17 protein-coding genes and 1 pseudogene are annotated in these 17,523 nt (G+C 62.5%); 7 read left to right on the forward strand and 11 right to left on the reverse strand.

Annotation, left to right across the window (positions count from 1 at the left end; genetic code table 11):
* Positions 1 to 45: 45 nt before the first annotated feature.
* Entirely contained in the window at positions 46 to 990 is a 945-nt protein-coding gene (locus AC3IP0_RS17190; protein ID WP_489316294.1) for an aldo/keto reductase, read from the reverse strand.
* A gap of 129 nt (positions 991 to 1,119) precedes the next feature.
* On the opposite strand from AC3IP0_RS17190, the gene AC3IP0_RS17195 reads away from it, so the two are divergent.
* The 3 genes from AC3IP0_RS17195 to AC3IP0_RS17205 all read left to right on the forward strand — a co-directional run bounded on the left by AC3IP0_RS17195 (position 1,120) and on the right by AC3IP0_RS17205 (position 3,365).
* Positions 1,120 to 1,908 carry an alpha/beta hydrolase gene (locus tag AC3IP0_RS17195; protein ID WP_489325442.1) on the forward strand — a complete coding sequence of 263 codons (789 nt, stop codon included), beginning with the start codon at positions 1,120 to 1,122 and terminating at the stop codon, positions 1,906 to 1,908.
* 142 nt (positions 1,909 to 2,050) lie between these two features.
* Entirely contained in the window at positions 2,051 to 2,680 is a 630-nt protein-coding gene (locus AC3IP0_RS17200) for a hypothetical protein (protein WP_150752844.1), read from the forward strand.
* A gap of 19 nt (positions 2,681 to 2,699) precedes the next feature.
* Positions 2,700 to 3,365, forward strand: a complete 666-nt coding sequence (locus AC3IP0_RS17205) for a helix-turn-helix transcriptional regulator (protein ID WP_489325443.1) — start codon at positions 2,700 to 2,702, stop codon at positions 3,363 to 3,365.
* On the opposite strand, the gene AC3IP0_RS17210 is transcribed toward AC3IP0_RS17205, so the two are convergent.
* On the reverse strand, positions 3,362 to 3,721 hold the full coding sequence (locus AC3IP0_RS17210) for a hypothetical protein (RefSeq protein WP_489316298.1): 360 nt from the start codon (positions 3,719 to 3,721) through the stop codon (positions 3,362 to 3,364). The two genes, AC3IP0_RS17205 and AC3IP0_RS17210, sit on opposite strands and share 4 nt — an antisense overlap.
* A 186-nt stretch (positions 3,722 to 3,907) precedes the next feature.
* On the opposite strand from AC3IP0_RS17210, the gene AC3IP0_RS17215 reads away from it, so the two are divergent.
* Positions 3,908 to 4,768 carry a CAP domain-containing protein gene (locus tag AC3IP0_RS17215; protein ID WP_489325444.1) on the forward strand — a complete coding sequence of 287 codons (861 nt, stop codon included), beginning with the start codon at positions 3,908 to 3,910 and terminating at the stop codon, positions 4,766 to 4,768.
* Positions 4,769 to 5,355: 587 nt separating this feature from the next.
* On the opposite strand, the gene AC3IP0_RS17220 is transcribed toward AC3IP0_RS17215, so the two are convergent.
* Positions 5,356 to 5,988, reverse strand: coding sequence for a Vgb family protein (locus AC3IP0_RS17220; RefSeq protein ID WP_489316300.1), 633 nt, complete (start codon positions 5,986 to 5,988; stop codon positions 5,356 to 5,358).
* A gap of 35 nt (positions 5,989 to 6,023) precedes the next feature.
* Complete coding sequence (locus tag AC3IP0_RS17225; protein WP_489316301.1) at positions 6,024 to 7,244, reverse strand: helix-turn-helix domain-containing protein; 1,221 nt, start codon at positions 7,242 to 7,244, stop codon at positions 6,024 to 6,026.
* A gap of 84 nt (positions 7,245 to 7,328) precedes the next feature.
* Between AC3IP0_RS17225 and AC3IP0_RS17230 the strand changes: the two genes are divergently transcribed.
* Positions 7,329 to 8,087: a DUF899 domain-containing protein gene (locus AC3IP0_RS17230; protein ID WP_489316302.1), complete on the forward strand. Its 759-nt coding sequence runs from the start codon at positions 7,329 to 7,331 to the stop codon at positions 8,085 to 8,087.
* Positions 8,088 to 8,411: 324 nt separating this feature from the next.
* On the opposite strand, the gene AC3IP0_RS17235 is transcribed toward AC3IP0_RS17230, so the two are convergent.
* Both AC3IP0_RS17235 and AC3IP0_RS17240 read right to left on the reverse strand, forming a co-directional pair.
* Positions 8,412 to 9,494, reverse strand: a complete 1,083-nt coding sequence (locus AC3IP0_RS17235) for a sterol desaturase family protein (RefSeq protein ID WP_489316303.1) — start codon at positions 9,492 to 9,494, stop codon at positions 8,412 to 8,414.
* A gap of 77 nt (positions 9,495 to 9,571) precedes the next feature.
* Positions 9,572 to 10,234: a hypothetical protein gene (locus tag AC3IP0_RS17240; RefSeq protein WP_489316304.1), complete on the reverse strand. Its 663-nt coding sequence runs from the start codon at positions 10,232 to 10,234 to the stop codon at positions 9,572 to 9,574.
* Positions 10,235 to 10,385: 151 nt separating this feature from the next.
* Between AC3IP0_RS17240 and AC3IP0_RS17245 the strand changes: the two genes are divergently transcribed.
* Positions 10,386 to 10,757 (forward strand): DUF3302 domain-containing protein, encoded by a 372-nt coding sequence (locus AC3IP0_RS17245; RefSeq protein WP_489316305.1) that lies wholly within the window; start codon positions 10,386 to 10,388, stop codon positions 10,755 to 10,757.
* Between the two features lie 3 nt (positions 10,758 to 10,760).
* Positions 10,761 to 11,720, forward strand: a complete 960-nt coding sequence (locus AC3IP0_RS17250) for an HlyD family secretion protein (RefSeq protein WP_489316306.1) — start codon at positions 10,761 to 10,763, stop codon at positions 11,718 to 11,720.
* Between the two features lie 470 nt (positions 11,721 to 12,190).
* Here AC3IP0_RS17250 and AC3IP0_RS17255 read toward each other — a convergent pair whose 3' ends face one another.
* From AC3IP0_RS17255 to AC3IP0_RS17275, 5 genes and pseudogenes are all read right to left on the reverse strand, one after another.
* Positions 12,191 to 13,669 carry an aldehyde dehydrogenase family protein gene (locus AC3IP0_RS17255; protein ID WP_489327814.1) on the reverse strand — a complete coding sequence of 493 codons (1,479 nt, stop codon included), beginning with the start codon at positions 13,667 to 13,669 and terminating at the stop codon, positions 12,191 to 12,193.
* 294 nt (positions 13,670 to 13,963) lie between these two features.
* Positions 13,964 to 14,443, reverse strand: a pseudogene (locus AC3IP0_RS17260) (NTP transferase domain-containing protein); the annotation flags it as partial.
* A gap of 27 nt (positions 14,444 to 14,470) precedes the next feature.
* Entirely contained in the window at positions 14,471 to 15,979 is a 1,509-nt protein-coding gene (locus AC3IP0_RS17265) for an aldehyde dehydrogenase family protein (protein ID WP_489316307.1), read from the reverse strand.
* Positions 15,960 to 17,033 carry an aminoglycoside phosphotransferase family protein gene (locus AC3IP0_RS17270; RefSeq protein WP_489316308.1) on the reverse strand — a complete coding sequence of 358 codons (1,074 nt, stop codon included), beginning with the start codon at positions 17,031 to 17,033 and terminating at the stop codon, positions 15,960 to 15,962. The genes AC3IP0_RS17265 and AC3IP0_RS17270 overlap by 20 nt, the downstream gene beginning before the upstream one ends.
* A 5-nt stretch (positions 17,034 to 17,038) precedes the next feature.
* A complete protein-coding gene (locus AC3IP0_RS17275; RefSeq protein WP_007999023.1) occupies positions 17,039 to 17,383 on the reverse strand; it encodes a cupin domain-containing protein in 345 nt (114 codons plus the stop codon).
* Between the last annotated feature and the right edge of the window lie 140 nt (positions 17,384 to 17,523).

Consider the following 17,523-nt stretch of genomic DNA (forward strand, 5'->3'; position numbering starts at 1 on the left):
TATAGGAGAGGTTCGACGACTCGCCGCAACGCTTGGAACAAGTCGTTAGCCCACCAGCGCAATCAGTTGCTGACGCTGGGCATCGGTGAGCATCGGGCCGAAACCGGCCCGGGCATTTTCCGCCATGTAGCGCGGGTTGCCGGTGCCCGGAATCACGCAGGTCACCGCCGAATGCGACAGCAGGAACTTCAGTGCCAGTTGCGGCCAGCTCTTGACCCCGACTTGCGCCGCCCAGCCTGGCAGCGGCTTATCCTTGAGTTTGGCCAGCAAGCCGCCACCGCCAAACGGCCGGTTGCAGATCACCGCCACCCCAAGCTCGCGGCACAACGGCAGCAGGCGTTTCTCTGCGCCGCGATCATCCAGGGCGTAGTTGATCTGCAAGAAATCCAGGGGCTCGGCCTTGAGTACCGCTTCCACTTCTTCATAGGCCGACGCCGTGTAATGGGTGATGCCGATGTAGCGGATGCGCCCTGCTTCCTTCCAGTGGCGCAGGGTCGGCAGGTGCGTCTGCCAGTCCAGCAGGTTGTGGATCTGCATCAGGTCGATCCGGTCGGTCTGCAACAGGGCGAAGGACTGTTCCATCTGCGCGATGCCTTCTTCGCGGCCCCGGGTCCACACCTTGGTGGCCAGGAAGGCCGGCGAGCGCGGCTCATGGATCGACAGCAACTCGCCGATGGTCTGTTCGGCGCGACCGTACATCGGCGAACTGTCGATCAGCTTGCCACCCTTGTCGAACAAGGCATCCAGCACCGCGGGCAAGTCCTTGTAAGCTGGTTGCGAAGGCTCGACATCGAATCCGCGGTAAGTGCCCAACCCTACGATCGGCAAGGACTCGTTGCTGGAAGGAATGGCACGGGTCTGCATGGTCTTGCCTCCTGTTCCCGTCGACGGCGCGGGTTGTGCACCCACCGGACCGAACGTGAAGACCGCCGAAGCACCGGCAGCCAGCGTGAGTACTTCTCTACGGGTGTAACCCTCAGGATGGCTCATAAAACGTTTCTCACCAGTCGCAGGGGGCCGGCCTGTTGCGCCGACAACCCGGATTACCCGCGCCAAGAGCCGATTGACTACACTCAGGAAGCCTTGCGGCGCCAACCACTTTCAAACCCCGAGCCGTCAATGCCGCCCACTAACGTTAGTCGAATGTCGCGCACCCTGGTGTTACTCGTCGTCGTCATCGCTGCGCTGTACCTGGTGCTGTGCGTCACGTTGTTCGTGTTTCAACGGGCGCTGATCTATTACCCGCAACCGCGCGCCGTCGGGACAGCCGCAACGCTGCTCACCCTGCCGGTCGCCGACGCACAGGTGCTGGTCTCCGTTCGACCGCACGAAGGTCCCAACGCGCTGATTTATTTTGGCGGCAATGCCGAAGACGTCTCACGCAACCTGCCCGAGTTCACCCAAGCCTTCCCTGACTACGCGCTGTACCTGCTGCATTACCGTGGTTATGGCGGGAGTTCCGGCTCGCCTTCCGAAGAGGCCATTGCCCGCGATGCCGTCACGTTGTTCGACCAGGTGTATGCCAGCCATCCGCATGTGGCTGTGGTCGGACGCAGCCTGGGTTCCGGGGTTGCCGTGCGCCTGGCCAGCGAACGCCCGGCCGCGCGACTGGTGCTGATCACGCCCTACAACAGCCTCGAAGGGCTCGCCGCCCGCCAGTTCCGCTGGTTTCCGGTGCGTTGGTTGTTGAAGGACAAATACCCGTCCTGGCAGTACGCCGCCCGCATCACGGTGCCGACATTGTTGATCGCGGCCGAGCAAGACGAAGTGATTCCGCGCCCGAGCACCGAGCGTTTGTACACACACTTCGCCAAAGGCGTGGCGTCACTGCAGGTGATACCGGGGACGGGGCATAACTCGATCAGCGAAAGCCCTGAATACCTCAAGGCGCTGGGGGGTGGGTTGTAGCCAGCAAGGTAGAACATACTTCGCCACAGGCAAGCCCTTAAGTCGCGACCATTGGTCCGAGATTATATCTTCGCCCAATAAAAACATATTTTTATGCCTATATTGATATTGTCGAACGTTCCCACTCTCAGAGGGTGCCGTCATGAATATCAAAACCCTGGCTTTGCTCCTGCTGGCTTTGTGTGCGCAACCGGTCTGGAGCCAGACGCCTGCCGCCTCACCCGCCGCTGCCGACAGCCCCGCGCTGACCACGCGCCTGGCCGAGCGTGACCTTTGGGTCGAACACATTTTCTGGATCAGAAACTACGCGCTGGCCAATCAATCCGCCGACAAAAAGCAAGCCAAAGTCGCGGCGGACCAGGTGGTCGACAACGCCACCAAAATCGCCAACAGCATCGCCCCGCTCTACGGCCAACCGGCCGCGGATCAACTGCTCAAGTTGCTTGCCGGCCATTGGGGCGCGGTGAAACACTACAGCGATGCCACCGTCGCCAAAGACGCCAAGGGCAAGCAGGCCGCCGTCACCGAGTTGACCAGCAATGCCAAGGCGATTGCGGCGTTTCTGGCCACCGCCAACCCCAATCTGCCTGAAGCCACACTGGTCAACATGTTGTCGGCCCATGGCGGTCACCACGTCGCCCAGATCGATGAGTTTGCCGCACACGATTACGCCGGCGAAGCCCGCACCTGGGCGATGATGCGCACGCACATCCTGGCCTTGGCCGACGCCTTGACCGGCGCGCTGGTCAAGCAATTCCCGGACAAGTTCTGATATCGCGCGAGGGCACACCATGCTGGAAGGACTGGGCCGAACACAGCAGGACCTGCTCAATGCACTGCTGCACCATGGGGGCGGCATGAGCATTGACGAGTTGGCTGAGCACCTGGCCGTCACGCGCACGGCGATCCGTCAACACCTGGCGGCGCTGGAGCGTGACGGTCTGGTGCTGCGCGGCGACACCCGGCCGACGGGCCGTCGTCCGGAGCAGCTGTATCGGCTCACCGACCACGCGCGGGAGCAGTTCCCTCGCCACTATCAGCTACTGGCCAGCGTATTGATTGATGAAGTCGCCGCCATCATCGGTCCTGAAGCCATGGCCTCGCTGATGCGCAGCATGGGTCGAAAACTGGCTTTGGACCGAGAACAACAGGTCGTGGATGAAGCCAGGATCGTGCAGCACATGAACCAGGCGGGCTACGAAGCCGAGGTGTTTTTTCGCTCAGGCGGTACCCCGGAAATCGTCGCGCATAACTGCGTGTTCCATCGCCTGGCCGCCGAGCACCCGGTGGTCTGCGAACTGGACCTGGCCTTGATCGGCGCGTTGGGCGGCGGTGAAGTCGAACACAGCGAGTGCATGGTGCGCGGCGGGCATGTCTGTCGCTTCAGGCTGCGACCGAGGGAAACCCCGGACGTTGCGACAGAGGCTGCTCCAGACAATACCGATCAGCCAGCCTAGCGTCTGCGTGACAGCCGTTGCTGCCAGTTTCCGGCGTTGTCCCGCTGGCAGGCTTCTTCAGAGTCGAACAGCACATGGGCCGCCACCGGGCTGAGCTGAACCTGCGCCTCACCCAGGGCCATGGCGGTGAATTCGACCATGCGTTCACCCTGCCCCTTGGCCAGCGCCTGCTCCCTGTTGGCCAAGGTATCGAAGACCCAAACCACCTTGAGGCTGGCCGGAAACCGGGCGTAATCGACGATATGGGTCAACCACTGGAAGCCGACGATTTCCGCTTTGGCCGTCTCGCACGCCTCGGTCAGGGTGGCGACCAGACGCCGTTCGATATGCGCCTGATCGCGTTTGCTCAAACCCATGGGTTGATCCTTGTCTGGGGCGAAAAAGCTCCATCATACAGACCCGTCGCCCCCCCCCTTCGTCGGACTCATGGCTACGCCCGCAAATAGACAGCTGTCCGCCGTGAACCTTGTTTCAAGGCACCAGTCATAGCCCAGCGCTTTTCCCCACTTTCTTCGTTGTCATCTCATCAGAGTTGTCCGTCCATGCGCCAAACCGTCGTTGCCTTGCGCTTTTCTTCGCTGTGCCTGTTTTCCCTGCTCCCCGCTTTCGCCAGCCCCGCCCACGCCGATGGGCAACGGCAACTGGTAGACGCTATCAACGACTATCGCGCCCATCCGCAACGCTGCGACCGGCGGCCGTCGCAACGCTTATCACCCCTGACACTCAAGTCGAACCTGGCCCTGCCCGTTGGCTATGGCGGTGGGTTGCGGGACCGGTTAAAGGCTTCCGGCTATCAGGCAACCATGGTGCGGTCGATCCGCGTGGTGGGTGCACGGGATGCCGAAGAAGCCTTCGATATGTTCCAGGACGAGCACTGCGCCGCGCTGCTCGACAACCAATACGCCGACATCGGCGTCAGCCGCGCCGGAAGTGAGTGGCAAGTGGTGCTGGCACGACCGGTGCTCGATGGGAAAACCGGCGATCCACGCAGCGCCGCGCAGGCGTTACTGGCGCAGGTCAACGCCGCCCGGGCCAAGCCGCGCCTGTGCGGTCGCCAGCGGTTCGCCGCCGCGCGGCCGCTGTCCTGGAGTGCAGCCTTGGGCTCCGCAGCACAAAGCCATAGCAAGGATATGGCCTACGGCAACTATTTTGCCCACCAGGACCCCGACGGTGACATGCCCTCCGACCGCGCCAGGGCCGCTGGCTACCGTGGCCGGCAAATCGGTGAAAACATCGCCGCTGGGCAAGGATCGCCCAGCAAGGCCATGGCCGGCTGGCTCGCCAGCCCCGGGCACTGCGCCAACCTGATGAACCCGATGTTCACCCAGGTCGGTGCCGCTTACGCCGCCAACGCGCGCAGCGACAACGGTGTCTACTGGACGATGCTGTTTGGCGCGCCCTGAGCCGCTGACCGGACCCACCTTGCGGGCATTAAAAAGCCCGCACTGGGCGGGCTTTGTGGGTGAATGTAACAAGTAGGTGGCCGGTGCTGGTCTCCGGCTTACAAGGTTTATCAGGCCTCCCACAAAAGAGTCGTGAAACTGTAATGGAACTCTTCTGCTTCACACGGCATAAGGGCTGGATCCCAGCGCGGGGATCTTTCTAACCGTGTACCCTTCGGAACGCGCCCCACGTCTCCTTGCTATCCTTTTGCGCATCAGTCTGCGTCTTCACCTACAAGATTGAGGATAGCAAAACAGGCACGATTGCCAACCGGGCTTTTAGACCGATTTTGACCAGCGGAAAACATGGCAGGACGGAAAAATACTATCGATCCAGGGATGACTTTACATGGATGAGTTTCACCGAGGCAGTTGCCTCTGTGGGAGCTGAGCCGTATGCATCTCTCGTGGCCACTGAAGATCCATTGTGGGAGCGAGCTTGCTCGCGATAGCGTCAAATCAGTCAACATCGATGTTGCTTGACACTCTGCAATCGCGAGCAGGCTCGCTCCCACAAAGGTTGTACCTGGTGACCTGGCTGCAGCGCCTCACGAAGGCCGGCGCACCACCCTCACTTTCCCACTATCGCCGCCACCGCAGAACAACCGCTCACCGCCATCGGACTCGAGCCCCGACACGCCCACGCCTTCGGGCATTTTCAGGCTCTGCAGCACTTCGCCCGATTGCGGATCAATGCGGCGCAGCTCGCTTTCATCGCCTTCCCACGTACCGTGCCACAGCGCGCCGTCCACCCAGGTCACGCCGGTGACGAAACGGTTGGATTCGATGGTGCGCAGGATCTTGCCGTTCTCGGGGTCGATCTGGTGGATCTTGCGCTCGCGGTACTGGCCCACCCACAACGTCCCTTCGGCCCAGGTCAGACCCGAATCGGTGCCCGCGCCGGGGGCAGGAATGGTCGAGAGGATGCGGCCGGTGCAGGGGTCGATCTTGTGGATGCGGTCTTCGGCGATCTGGAACAGGTGCTCCCCGTCAAACGCGGTGCCGGCATGGGCAGCGACATCGATCGAGCTCAGCACCTTGCCGCTTTCCGGGTCCAGGGCGTTGATTTTGCTGTTGCTTGCGAACCAGACCTTTTTGCCGTCCCAGGTGACGCCGCACACATGATCGACATCGGCAAACGGGCCATATTCACGAATGATTTCAGCAGTTGCGTGTTTCATCTGGCATTCCTCGATGGGGGTTGGTGGCGTTCATCCTAGCCACCGGGCAGCGGTGCCGGGAGTAACAAGGTCGTCGCGAATCCCGGCACGGGCGGCGTCATCCAGCGCCGCGCGCGACCACGGCCAAACCACTGCACCTTGCCCTGCTCCGCCAGCGTATCGAGTGCCCGTTGCACTGTACGCTGGCTGGTACCCAGCGCCAGTGCCAAGGCGGAACTCGACCACGACTCTCCGTCGGCGAGGCAGGCCAATACCGCGGCAAATTTTTCCTCGACCGGTCGCGCCAGTGTCACCACCTCCGTACACACCGGCGATTGCAGGGCATAACCGCGTGCCGTCGCGATGACGCCGGCCAACGGCTTGAGTGCCTTACGCAGCCTGCCGATTTCCACGCGAAGCCGGGCTCGATGGGATTCATCCGAGAGTTTCAAACGGAACGCCCGGGCGATCAGCGTTTCCCGCGTAACGTCGGCGGGCCACGCCTCGGCCAATGCGCGGGCGAGTACGAACAGGATCGGCCTTGTAGCGAGCGACACCGACATGCCACAGCCGTGCACAACGTACCGGCAGGCATCCACCACCAGGGACGTTGAACAGAACAACGCTTCAACGTCATCGAGCAACAGCGGCCGTACTTCACCCTGGGTAATCAGGCGGGCGGCGGGGGCATCCAGCAGATACGCAGCGTGCTGGACCTCAGCGATCAGCGCGGCAATCCCGGTTTGCCCGGCAGCCTGCCCGGCCCTGTTCAACGCCTCCCGCGCTGCGTGCGATTGCACGCGCCGAATGGCGATACCTGCCAGCACCAGTTCATGGGTTGCCCGCAAGGCTGGCGGCAACGGGTCGGGGTCGAGTTCGGCCAATAACTGCTGTGCCTCGTCGAGCTGCCCGATCAACAGCAAACGGCGGATTTGCAGATAGCGCGCATGGGCGGCATTGACCCGGTCACCGTGGTGTTCAAGGGTGACCCGCGCCGTTTCGAGCGCCTTGACCGGCCATCCGAGCTCCCGCGAAGCCAGGGCGATTTCGGCCTCGGCCACCACACAGCGCGCCCGGGCCAGCACTTCCTTGGGCGCAAAGGCCCGTTGCGCACGCTTGACCAGCGCCCTGGCCCGCACCAGATCGCCCAGTTGCGCCATGGCGATACCGCGCAGGGCCAGCGCTGGCGCATCGTCGCGCAAGGCCACGCGGTCCAGTGCGCCCAGCGGATTGCCCGCCGCCAGCGCCTGTGCGGCTGCCGTGATCATCGAGTCCATGGAAATCCCGCCACGCTTGTCACTCCCATCATTCGATACCCGGGTTTAGTCTAAATCACCACCTTTCACCAGGAGCGTAGAACGATGAACACCCACAAAACCGCGTCCCGGGACCAATGGCTGGCGGCACGCCTGCAACTGCTCGAAGCGGAAAAGGCCCTGACCCGACGCAGCGATGAACTGGCCAGGCAACGCCAGGCCTTGCCATGGGTCCGCCTCGACAAGGCGTACCGTTTCGATACCGACAACGGCAGCGCCACCCTGGCCGAACTCTTTCAAGGGCGCTCGCAGCTGCTGGTCTACCACTTCATGTTCGGCCCCGACTACACGGCCGGCTGCCCGTCCTGCTCAGCCATCGCCGATGGCTTCGACCCCGTCGTTATCCACCTGGCGAACCACGACGTGACCCTGATGGCGATTTCCCGCGCGCCCTTGGCGAAACTGCAGGCCTACAAGCGCCGAATGGGCTGGACCTTCCCATGGGCCTCGGCCGCCGACTGCGATTTCACTGCCGACTTCAACGTCTACTTCACCGAAGCCCAGCAGCGCGAAGGACTGGTCGAGTACAACTACCAGCGCGGCGGCCATGCCATGGATGCCAGTGAAATACCGGAACCGGTGAAACAGTTCGCCGCGACCTGTGGCACCGATGCGCCGACCTATACCCGCGACAGGCCAGGGCTGAGTACGTTTGTGCTGGAAGACGGCGAGATCTATCACACCTACTCCACCTACGCGCGGGGCCTGGACGGATTGTGGAGCATGTACCAATGGCTCGACCGCGCGCCCAAGGGCCGCAATGAAACGGGACCCTGGTGGCGCCGGCATGATGAGTACCGGTGAGCGCGGAGGCGGTGTGGCCAGGTTCCGGATCGCGGGTAAGCCACGCCAACGACGTCACTGGCTGCCGCCACCCGCCAAACACCGCTTGAACACTGGAGGAATGAAGGAGGGTCGACACTCCATGAGTATTGAGCTGGCACGCCAGGCAATCAGAGTGATCTGCGGTGTGTAATCACGCCGGCGGAATCGTCGCCAGCATACCGATCAGAATGGTCAACAGCAGAAAACCGCCGAGAAAAATCGTCATCTTGGCCATGGGGCCTCCCACACTATGAATTGGCGGTACAGGGGCGGCGTGTGCTGCCCGAACGGCGTACCGAAGACTTATTGTGGGCTGGCGGCTGTATCCGTTACAGAGGCAGATTGCGCTGAAAAATACGGATCAGATCCGCTTTCAGGCTGTGCTTTCGGGGGTTTTCCAGGAAAGAGTTTGCGGGCGATGTCGACGAAAGGCGTGACGATCAACCCATTCAGCGTCAGGTATCGCTCGTGATCCTGTTCCCCGGTACCGAAATGGATGACCTCGGGTGTGGACCGGGTGACGTACAGCGTGCCGAACATCCAGTCCCACAGTGACAGGTTGATGCCGAAGTTCTTGTTGAAGTGTCGCGGCGCATCGCTGTGATGAATCTGGTGTTGCGCCGGGCTGCTCAGCACCCGCTCCAGCACCGGCCCGAAGGACAACCAGACGTGGCTGTGACGCAGGTTGGCCGCCAGGGCATTGAAGATGAGCACCATGTAGGTCACGCCAAACAAGGTGTAGCGGCTGATCTCTCCGCCGCAGGCGTACCAGAAGACACCGGCAAACGCGCCGACGCAGATGATGTCCGTGAGCTTTTCGACCACTTCTTCCAGAAAGTGCACGCGGCTGGCCGTCGCCGGCACCAGCACGGGCGCCGAATGATGGACTTTGTGGAAGGCCCACAGATACCGCGAATGGAAAGCGCGATGGCCCCAGTAATGGCTGAAGTCCTTGACCAGAAATACGCCCAGCCCATAGAGCAGGGTCAGCGCCACGTGCTCCTCCACTTGCGTACGCGCGCCCCACAGATTGGTGAAGAACGCGATGTAGTCCGCTGAACGCAAGACATACGGATCCACCAGACCGACGATGGGCAGCACCAGGGCAACCTTGAGGATGGCGAGTACGAAGTAGTAGCGGTAGTCGAGCAGCGCCGAGCGATGCAGGTACACCCGGCGGCCGCCGATGAACTGCCCGAATGAGCGCGCGTCGGTCAGGCCCCGGGATTTTCGGTAGCGGAACAGGCAGTAGGCGACGCCGTAAGACATGCAGAGAAAGGCTAGACCGAGTCTGCCGTTGAAGTCGAAAATGCCCAGGAACTGCCGGGTGACCGGCTCGATCACCCACTGGGATAAATAAAGATGGATTGTGGCAAGAACATCCATACCGGGCTGCCCGACGTAAATGGAAGGGCAATAGTAAATGAGAATGAGTCTTTTGTGTGTTGAATTATGACCGGTTGTCAGCCGCCCAGCGCAATGATTGCAAGGATCAGCACACCCCCGGTGGCGGCCAGGATCACCCCGCCCTGCCATTGCGTGGCGCCAGCGTATCTGGCGAGCATCCAGCCTGCGATGAACAGCACCACGAGCCCGATCAGGTTGGACAGGCGGATGGCGAGTGCCGTCTGATCGAGCAGTATGAACGGCACCACCAGCGGAAATGTCGAGCACACGACCAACAGGAAAACACCGAGGGCGCCCTTGAAGTCGTTCCAGCCGAGGCCGGCCCTGGTCGGCAAGGGGGGCTGCTCGAGCAGCCGAAGGCGCAACAACTCCAGGCCCTCGCTGCCGGCCGCCGTCGCGAACTGCAACGGCAACACCTGCGCAACGAGCGCCTGACCGGCCGCGGCGTCCGCGCCATTGCGCAGGGCCATGTACAGCTTGATCCTGCGCGTGCGCTCGACCAATGCGCGCAACAGGTACATGACCGCATCGGCCAGTCCCCAGGCGAGATTGCAGCCGAGTGCGGCAATCATCATCGTGCGTTCGGCTGCCTGGTCTGCCGTGGCCACGCTGATGGTGCCGGTGAACGTCATGGCCATCAGCAGGCCGAAGATCACCTCGGTAATGCGCTCGACAGGGTCAAGTACAGGCGCCCTCTCGAATCGACCATTGGTTGGCATGAATTCACCTCGTCGGAGTGTGCTTGCACGATATCAATCGACGCTTCGGCCAGGCACCGGTTGTTCCGGCTGGGAATCCGCATCCCCGTCAAGTGTAGATTGAACAGCTACACTCAGGCGCACACGTTATCTGCTTCAAGAGGAGTGATTCATGCTTGATTACTTCGCCCTGGGCCTGTTGGTCTTTGTCGGGCTTGTGCTGTTTTACGGGATCATCCTGCTCCACGACATCCCCTATGAAATTGCTGTCCACCGCAACCACCCTCACCAGGATGCGATCCACGCCACCGGCTGGGTCAGCCTCTTCACCTTGCACGCGCTGTGGCCGTTCCTGTGGATCTGGGCGATGGCCTATCGAGAGGACCGGGGCTGGGGTTTCAGTGACGGACATTCAGCAAAAAGTCATGTGGTTCACCTCGAACAACAGGTCGCCGAGCTGCAAGGCCGGATCGAGCGCCTGGAGGCAGCAACGGGCACGACCCAGAACCGGGTACCAACGGACAATCTCGGCGAGGGCCTTTGAGCCATGGATCTTTTACTCATTCTGACGTATGCGGCACTCTGCATAGCCATCTTCAAGATCTTCCGCATCCCCCTGAACAAATGGACGGTGCCCACGGCGGTGCTGGGCGGGATCGTGATTATCGGCGCGCTGATTTTCACGATGAACTACAACCACCCCTACTCCGAGGTGGCGCGTTCCTATTTCGTATCGGTTCCGGTGATACCCGTGGTCAGCGGCCAGGTAATCGATGTACCGGTAAAGACCAACCAGCCCCTGGAAAAAGGCGATGTGCTGTTTCGTATCGACCCGGCGCCTTTCGAATACCGGCTCAAATCCCTCAAGGCACAGCTGATTGCCGCCCAGGCCGATCGCGCGCGGATCACCGAGCTGATCAAGCGTAATTTCGCCACCCAACGGGAACTGGACATTGTGGTCGCGCGCAGTGATGACCTGAAGGCACAACTGGACAACGTGCAGTACGAACTCGACAACACCACCGTCCGCGCGCCGAGCAAAGGCTTCGTCACCCACGTTTCGTTGCGTCCGGGCATGATGGCGACCAAGTTGCCACTGCGCCCTTCGATGGTCTTCATTCCCGCCGAAGGGCATTACTTCGCGGCGTGGATGCGGCAGAACAGCCTGTTGCGCCTGACAGAAGGCGACGAGGCCGAAGTCGCATTTGACGGCATTCCCGGGAAGGTTTTCGAAGGCAAGGTCAAGACCGTCGTTTCGGTCATCGCCGAAGGCCAGGTTCAACCGTCGGGCACGCTGATCGGCTTCACCGGTTCACCACCGGCCGGCCGGGTTCCGGTGATCATTGAAATCACCGATCCCGACTATGCCCAGTACGCCGGCCAGATGCCCGGCGGCGCCTACGGCCAGGCGGCGTTGTACAGCCAGCATTTCCATCACATCGCGATGATGCGCAAAATCCTCCTGCGCATGGCCGCCTGGATGAACTACATCTTTCCGTTCCACTAACCCGGCACCATCGGCAACTGGCTCAATCCTTGAATTGGGTCAGTTGCCGGTTCAGCGAACCGGACTGATTTCGCAGGCTGAGGGTCAGAGGAAGAAGGCCAAACAGTGGGTCGCACCATTGTGGTGCTGGAAGAATCGACAAGAAGGAGCGTGGCAGCGAGGGTCGACGCTAAATAATCCAATACAGCAGCAGGCGAGAAGCAATCCAGTGAGACGCCTGGACCACCCCCCATGCCAACAGGGCACACATCAACAGGTAGCCCGCAAGGAACTTGAACATCGCGTCCCTTTCCATGCAACCCTCCCGGCTTTACAGCCATACAGGGCGTTCAATGCCAACGCGTAACCATTACGACGTCCGTCTCGCCCGTATAGGCTTCGATTGCCAGAATGCTTTGCAGTTCCACAGGCGTACAATTCGGGAACAATGACCTGCCCCTGTCCGCAGGCAGGCCGTTCCGGCACTCACGTCACTTCAGATACCACCCCCAAGGCTCGCCGTTGTAACGGGTGATCTGCTTGGTTTCCAGGTAGCTGTTGTAGCCCCATTCGCCCAGTTCGCGACCAATGCCGCTCTGCTTGTAGCCGCCCCAGGGTGCCTCGACGAAGGTCGGTTGCGAGCAGTTGACCCACACGATGCCCGCGCGAAACCCGCGAGCGACCCGTTCGCAGCGCGGGATATCCCGGGACATGACGGCCGCCGCCAACCCGAACGGCGAGTCATTGGCCAGACGGATCGCTTCGGCTTCCGTGTCGAAGGCGCGAAGGCACACCACCGGGCCGAAAATCTCCTCGCGCCACACGGCGCTGTCCTCGGGGACATCGGCGAAAATCGCCGGCGTCAGATAATAACCCTTTTCCAGATGACCCGGCCGCACACCGCCCGAAACCAGCCGCGCGCCCTCTTGCTGACCGGCTGCAATCGCCGCCAGCACCTTGTCCAGTTGCCCCCGGCTGACCAGCGGCCCGAGCTTCACCCCTTCCTCGAAGCCCTGGCCAATCTGAATCTGCTCGGCGGCGGCAATCAGGCGCTCCAGCAGCGCCGGGTATAACGCGCGTTCCACCAACACCCGCGAAGTGGCTGAACAGACCTGTCCCTGGTTCCAGAAAATCCCGAACAGAATCCACTCTACCGCCGCTTCAAGATCACTGTCGGCGAAGATCACGAAGGGTGATTTGCCGCCCAGTTCCAGGCTGATGTTTTTGATCTCGTTGGCGGCGGCCTGCATGATCTTGCGTCCGGTCGGCACGCTGCCGGTGAAGGCGATCTTGTCGACCTGCGGGTGTTCGGCCAACGGCGCTCCCGCTTCGCGTCCCAGGCCGGTGACCACATTCAGCACCCCGGCCGGCAACCCGGCCTGGTCGGCGATGCCGGCCAGTTCGAGGGCAGTCAGCGGTGTCAGTTCTGAAGGTTTGAGCACCAGGGTGCAACCCGCCGCGAGTGCCGGGGCGACTTTCCATGCGGCCATCAGCATCGGGAAATTCCACGGGATGATTGCCGCGACCACACCCACCGGTTCCTTGATCACCGAGGAGGTGAAGCGCGCATCCGGCAACTCGATCGACTGCTCATTGTGTGGGTCCGACTGCTCGGCAAGTCCCGCATAGAAGTCGAAGCACCCGGTGGTATCGGCGATGTCCCACAACGCTTCCGGCAACGGTTTACCGTTATCGCGCACTTCGATGGCCGCCAGTTCGTCCTGGCGAGCGCGGATGCCCTCGGCAATGTTCCTCAGCACTTGCGCCCGTCGTGCACCGGACCAGCGTGGCCAGTCACCCTCATCAAATGCCCTGCGCGCCGCCGCCACGGCCAGATCGATGTCCTCTGCGGTCGCCGAGGCAACCCGCGCCAGAACCGACTCGTCACTCGGATCGAGGGTTTCAAAAACACCGCGCTGGACGGGTGAGACCCACTCACCGCCGATGTACAACCGTTGATAGTCACCCATGGGACACTCCTTGATCCTGCGGTGCCGGCGCTGCTGGTACAGCTGTTCGGCGACCTGCAATTGCTCGCGGTCATTGACCCCGAGCACGTCGACTTCATCCACTTCCACGGCCGTCACCGTCAGCCCCGCCTCGTTGGCCACCGCCACCGCGTCGGTGAGGTAGTACTCACCCTGAACGTTGCGGTTGCCGATACGATCCAGCAACCACAGGCAGGTGTCGGCGCGCAGGCCCATGACGCCGCCGTTGCAGAAGTTGATGTCCAGCTCCTGCGGGCTGGCGTCTTTGGCTTCGCGGATGGCCCGCAGACGACCGTCCTTCACCAGCAATCGCCCATAGGGTCCCGGTTGCTGGGTATGGAAACCCGCCACCGCCACCGCTGCGCCGTCTATCAGCGCCCGACGCAAACGGTTCAAGGTCTGCGGGGTGATCAACGGCGAATCGCCAAACAGCACCAACACACAACCCTGCTCGTGAGCCTCCAGTGCAGGCCGGGCCGCCAGCAAAGCATGGGCCGTGCCCAGTTGTTCGTGCTGGATAAACACCTGCGCCGTCGGTGCCACCTGTTGCAGGTACTCGGCCACCTGCCCGCCGCCAGCGCCCACCACCACCGCCCGTTGCTCGATGCTCGCCGCCTCCACCGCCGCCAGCACATGGCCGAGCAGCGGCCGGTTGCCCACCGGGTGCAAGACCTTGGGCAGCGGCGAACGCATGCGCGTGCCCTGCCCGGCCGCGAGAATCACCGCCAGGGTCGGCCAGCCAATGTTGTCGCTCATCGCGATCCTCCTGTGTGCATCCCGGCTTCAGGCCGGATCGCGATAGAACACGTCGTCGGCGTAGGGATACCACCAATCCTGGATCTTCGGCTGGTGGTCGATGATGACCATTTTCGAGCGGCGGAACGCTTCCAGCCCCTGACGCCCGAGTTCGCGCCCAAGCCCGGACATCTTCCAGCCACCGAACGGCAGCGCATCGTTGTCGATCAGCGGATTGTTGACCCAGACCATCCCCGCCTCCAGACGCTCGGCGGCTTCCATGGCTTCGGCCAGGTCCGTGGAAAACAGCGAGGCCCCAAGGCCGAACGGCGAGTCGTTGGCCAACCGCACCGCCTCATCGAAATCGCTGACCCGGCAAATCGCCGCCACCGGGCCGAAGCACTCTTCCTGCAGAATCGCCATGTCGCCGGTCACGCCGGTGAGGATGGTCGGCTCATAGAACCAGCCGACGCTGTGCTCGGGTGGAATCCGCCCGCCACACACCACTGTCGCGCCCTTGGCCACGGCGTCATCGACCAGGCGCATGACCTTGTTGCGCGCCGCCTCGCTGACCATCGGCCCGATCTCCGAGCGTTCCAGGCCATGGCCAATGCGCAAGGCACGGGTGCGTTCGGCGAACCTGGCGACAAACTCGTCATGGATTTCGTCGACGACGTAGAAGCGTTCCGCCGAGGTGCAGATTTGCCCGCTCAAATGGAACGCCGCCGTCACCGCCCCTGCCGCTGCCACGTCCAGCGGTGCATGCCTGGAGATGATCAGCGGATCGCTGCCACCGGCCTCGATCACGCACGGTTTCATCCGTTCGGCGCAAGCCACGGCCACCGCCTTGCCTGCCGCCACGCTACCGGTGAAGGCCACCGCGTGGGTCTGCGCCGACTGCACCAGCAACTGCGCGGTGAGCGCATCGCCCGGCACACAAGACACCAGCCCCGGCAACAATGCGGTGAAATGCTCCATGAACTTGAGGGTGCACAGGGTCGTGGCTTCCGCCGGCTTGATGATGCAGGCATTGCCCGCCGCCAAAGACGCGGCGACTGTCCAGCACATCAGCAGGATCGGAAAGTTGAACGGCATGATGTGCACGCTGACACCGCACGGCTCGTAACGCACATGCTGGAACGAGCCGATCTGCGTGGTGCCGGCGACCTTGCCAGCATCGTCCCGGGCCATCTCCGCGTAGTAGCGAAAGATCGGCGCGCAGTTGGCCAGCTCGCCCATGGCTTCGGGAAACGGCTTGCCCATCTCCAGGGTCATCAGGCGTGCGACTTCACGGTTGCAGGCCAGGTTCTGCTCGATGGCGTTGGCCAGTTGATGCAGGCGCGCGGCGCGGCTTTTCGCGTCGATCAGGCGCCATTGGTGTTGCGCGGCGGTGGCGGCATCGGTGGCGGCTTGCACATCGGCTTCGCCACACACGCCGACTTGCCCGACCGGTTGCAGGGTCGCCGGGTCGAGCACTTCGCGCACACGGCCATCGGTCAGCGGCAGGAATTCAGAATTGATGAAACGCAATGCGGTGTCAGTGTTGAACGTGGCCATGGGATGATCCTTGAACCAATCGATAAGGGGTTTCACGCAACGTCGCCAGTGTCTCGGCGGGCAGTTGATCACGCCAGCCCGGCACCTGCCGGTCGAGCCATTGGCGCAGCGGCGCAAAGGCCTCGGCGTCCAGGGCGCGGACAAACAAACCGAGGGTGCGCGGCAGGTGCGCCAGGTAACCGTGCTTGCCGTCACGGCCGGCCAGGCGCACAAAAATCCCCAGCACCTTGGCGTGACGCTGGGCGGCCAGGCGCCGGTAGTCTTCGAGAAAACCCGGCGCATCCAGCTCCGGGCGCTGCAACAGGTAATGGCTGATCAGTGCCGCCCGCAGCGCTTCAGGCACATCGCGCCGGGCGTCTTCGAGCAGCGACATCAGGTCATAGGGCGCCGCCCCGACCAGGGCGTCCTGGAAATCCAGCAAGCCGCAGGCGGCGACACCTTCACGGCCTTGCAGCAGCATCAGGTTGTCGACATGAAAGTCGCGCAGCACAAGGGCTTCGCGGCGTTTTGCGACATCGCGACAGGCGTCGGCGAACAGCGCCAGATACTCATTGCGCAGGTCTTGCGCCGCGTCCTTGCCGATCAGCAGCGGTACGTACCAGTCGATAAACAACGCGTACTCGTCCGCCAGTCGCTGCCCGTCGTAAGGCGCCAGTTCCGTGGCTGGCGCTGCGCGATGCAAGGCCACCAGCGTATCGACCGCCAGGTGATACAACGCCGACTCCGAATGCCCGGCCAGCAGCAGCCGGGTGTAGGTGTCGTGACCGAAATCCTCGATCAACGCCAGCCCCGCTGCCTCGTCCACCGCCAGCAAGGCCGGCGCGGACAGGCCCAGCCCCTGCAACTGCCGGGCGATCCGCACGAACGGGCCGATCGGCTCACTGTCGGGGGGCGAATCCATCAGCAACAGGCCGGCGCCGTCCAGGCGGAAATAACGCCGGGTCGAAGCGTCCGCCGGCAAGGCGACCAGCAAGGCCCCGGCGTAACCGGCGCGGGCCAGAAAGGCGGCGCGCTGGTCTTCACGGGTTGGCAATGACGCCAGTGCATCTGTCATGGCAGTCACCGGATCATGTAGACCTTTTTGATGGTCTCGTGGACGGTGCACACACCCTTCCAGTCCTTGCCGAAGAAGGCGGCGGTGTCCGGCTTGATCTCGATCACCTCGCCGGACTCGTGGACGTAAGTGCAGCGGCCTTCGAGAAAGTGGCAGAACTCGTCGCTGGTCACATGGCAGAACCACTTGCCCGGGGTGCAGATCCAGATACCGCATTCGGACTGGCCTTCGGGGCCTTTGTGCAGCACCACGCCGGAGACACGGGATTGACCCTCGAGCATGGTCGGGATCACGCCCCAATCCTTGACGTCGGTGATGCTCAGCGGGTCGTACAGAAACGGGGTAGTCATTCATCTTCTCCAAAAAATTCCGTTGGCCCAATGCCGATCAGATAAGGGTTGGAACACCGCGATCCTTGTGGGAGCGAGCTTGCTCGCGATGGCGGCGGGTCAGTCAACATTGATGTTGAATGTTATTGCGCCATCGTCGG

It is taken from the genome of Pseudomonas sp. GL_103 (assembly GCF_057835175.1).

Excerpts from the sequence above, each read along its gene's own strand:
- AC3IP0_RS17190 (WP_489316294.1), bottom strand. The coding sequence starts at position 990 with ATGAGCCATCCTGAGGGTTACACCCGTAGAGAAGTACTCACGCTGGCT.
- AC3IP0_RS17195 (WP_489325442.1), top strand. The coding sequence starts at position 1,120 with ATGCCGCCCACTAACGTTAGTCGAATGTCGCGCACCCTGGTGTTACTC.
- AC3IP0_RS17200 (WP_150752844.1), top strand. The coding sequence starts at position 2,051 with ATGAATATCAAAACCCTGGCTTTGCTCCTGCTGGCTTTGTGTGCGCAA.
- AC3IP0_RS17205 (WP_489325443.1), top strand. The coding sequence starts at position 2,700 with ATGCTGGAAGGACTGGGCCGAACACAGCAGGACCTGCTCAATGCACTG.
- AC3IP0_RS17210 (WP_489316298.1), bottom strand. The coding sequence starts at position 3,721 with ATGGGTTTGAGCAAACGCGATCAGGCGCATATCGAACGGCGTCTGGTC.
- AC3IP0_RS17215 (WP_489325444.1), top strand. The coding sequence starts at position 3,908 with ATGCGCCAAACCGTCGTTGCCTTGCGCTTTTCTTCGCTGTGCCTGTTT.
- AC3IP0_RS17220 (WP_489316300.1), bottom strand. The coding sequence starts at position 5,988 with ATGAAACACGCAACTGCTGAAATCATTCGTGAATATGGCCCGTTTGCC.
- AC3IP0_RS17225 (WP_489316301.1), bottom strand. The coding sequence starts at position 7,244 with ATGGACTCGATGATCACGGCAGCCGCACAGGCGCTGGCGGCGGGCAAT.
- AC3IP0_RS17230 (WP_489316302.1), top strand. The coding sequence starts at position 7,329 with ATGAACACCCACAAAACCGCGTCCCGGGACCAATGGCTGGCGGCACGC.
- AC3IP0_RS17235 (WP_489316303.1), bottom strand. The coding sequence starts at position 9,494 with ATGGATGTTCTTGCCACAATCCATCTTTATTTATCCCAGTGGGTGATC.
- AC3IP0_RS17240 (WP_489316304.1), bottom strand. The coding sequence starts at position 10,234 with ATGCCAACCAATGGTCGATTCGAGAGGGCGCCTGTACTTGACCCTGTC.
- AC3IP0_RS17245 (WP_489316305.1), top strand. The coding sequence starts at position 10,386 with ATGCTTGATTACTTCGCCCTGGGCCTGTTGGTCTTTGTCGGGCTTGTG.
- AC3IP0_RS17250 (WP_489316306.1), top strand. The coding sequence starts at position 10,761 with ATGGATCTTTTACTCATTCTGACGTATGCGGCACTCTGCATAGCCATC.
- AC3IP0_RS17255 (WP_489327814.1), bottom strand. The coding sequence starts at position 13,669 with ATGGGTGACTATCAACGGTTGTACATCGGCGGTGAGTGGGTCTCACCC.
- AC3IP0_RS17265 (WP_489316307.1), bottom strand. The coding sequence starts at position 15,979 with ATGGCCACGTTCAACACTGACACCGCATTGCGTTTCATCAATTCTGAA.
- AC3IP0_RS17270 (WP_489316308.1), bottom strand. The coding sequence starts at position 17,033 with ATGACAGATGCACTGGCGTCATTGCCAACCCGTGAAGACCAGCGCGCC.
- AC3IP0_RS17275 (WP_007999023.1), bottom strand. The coding sequence starts at position 17,383 with ATGACTACCCCGTTTCTGTACGACCCGCTGAGCATCACCGACGTCAAG.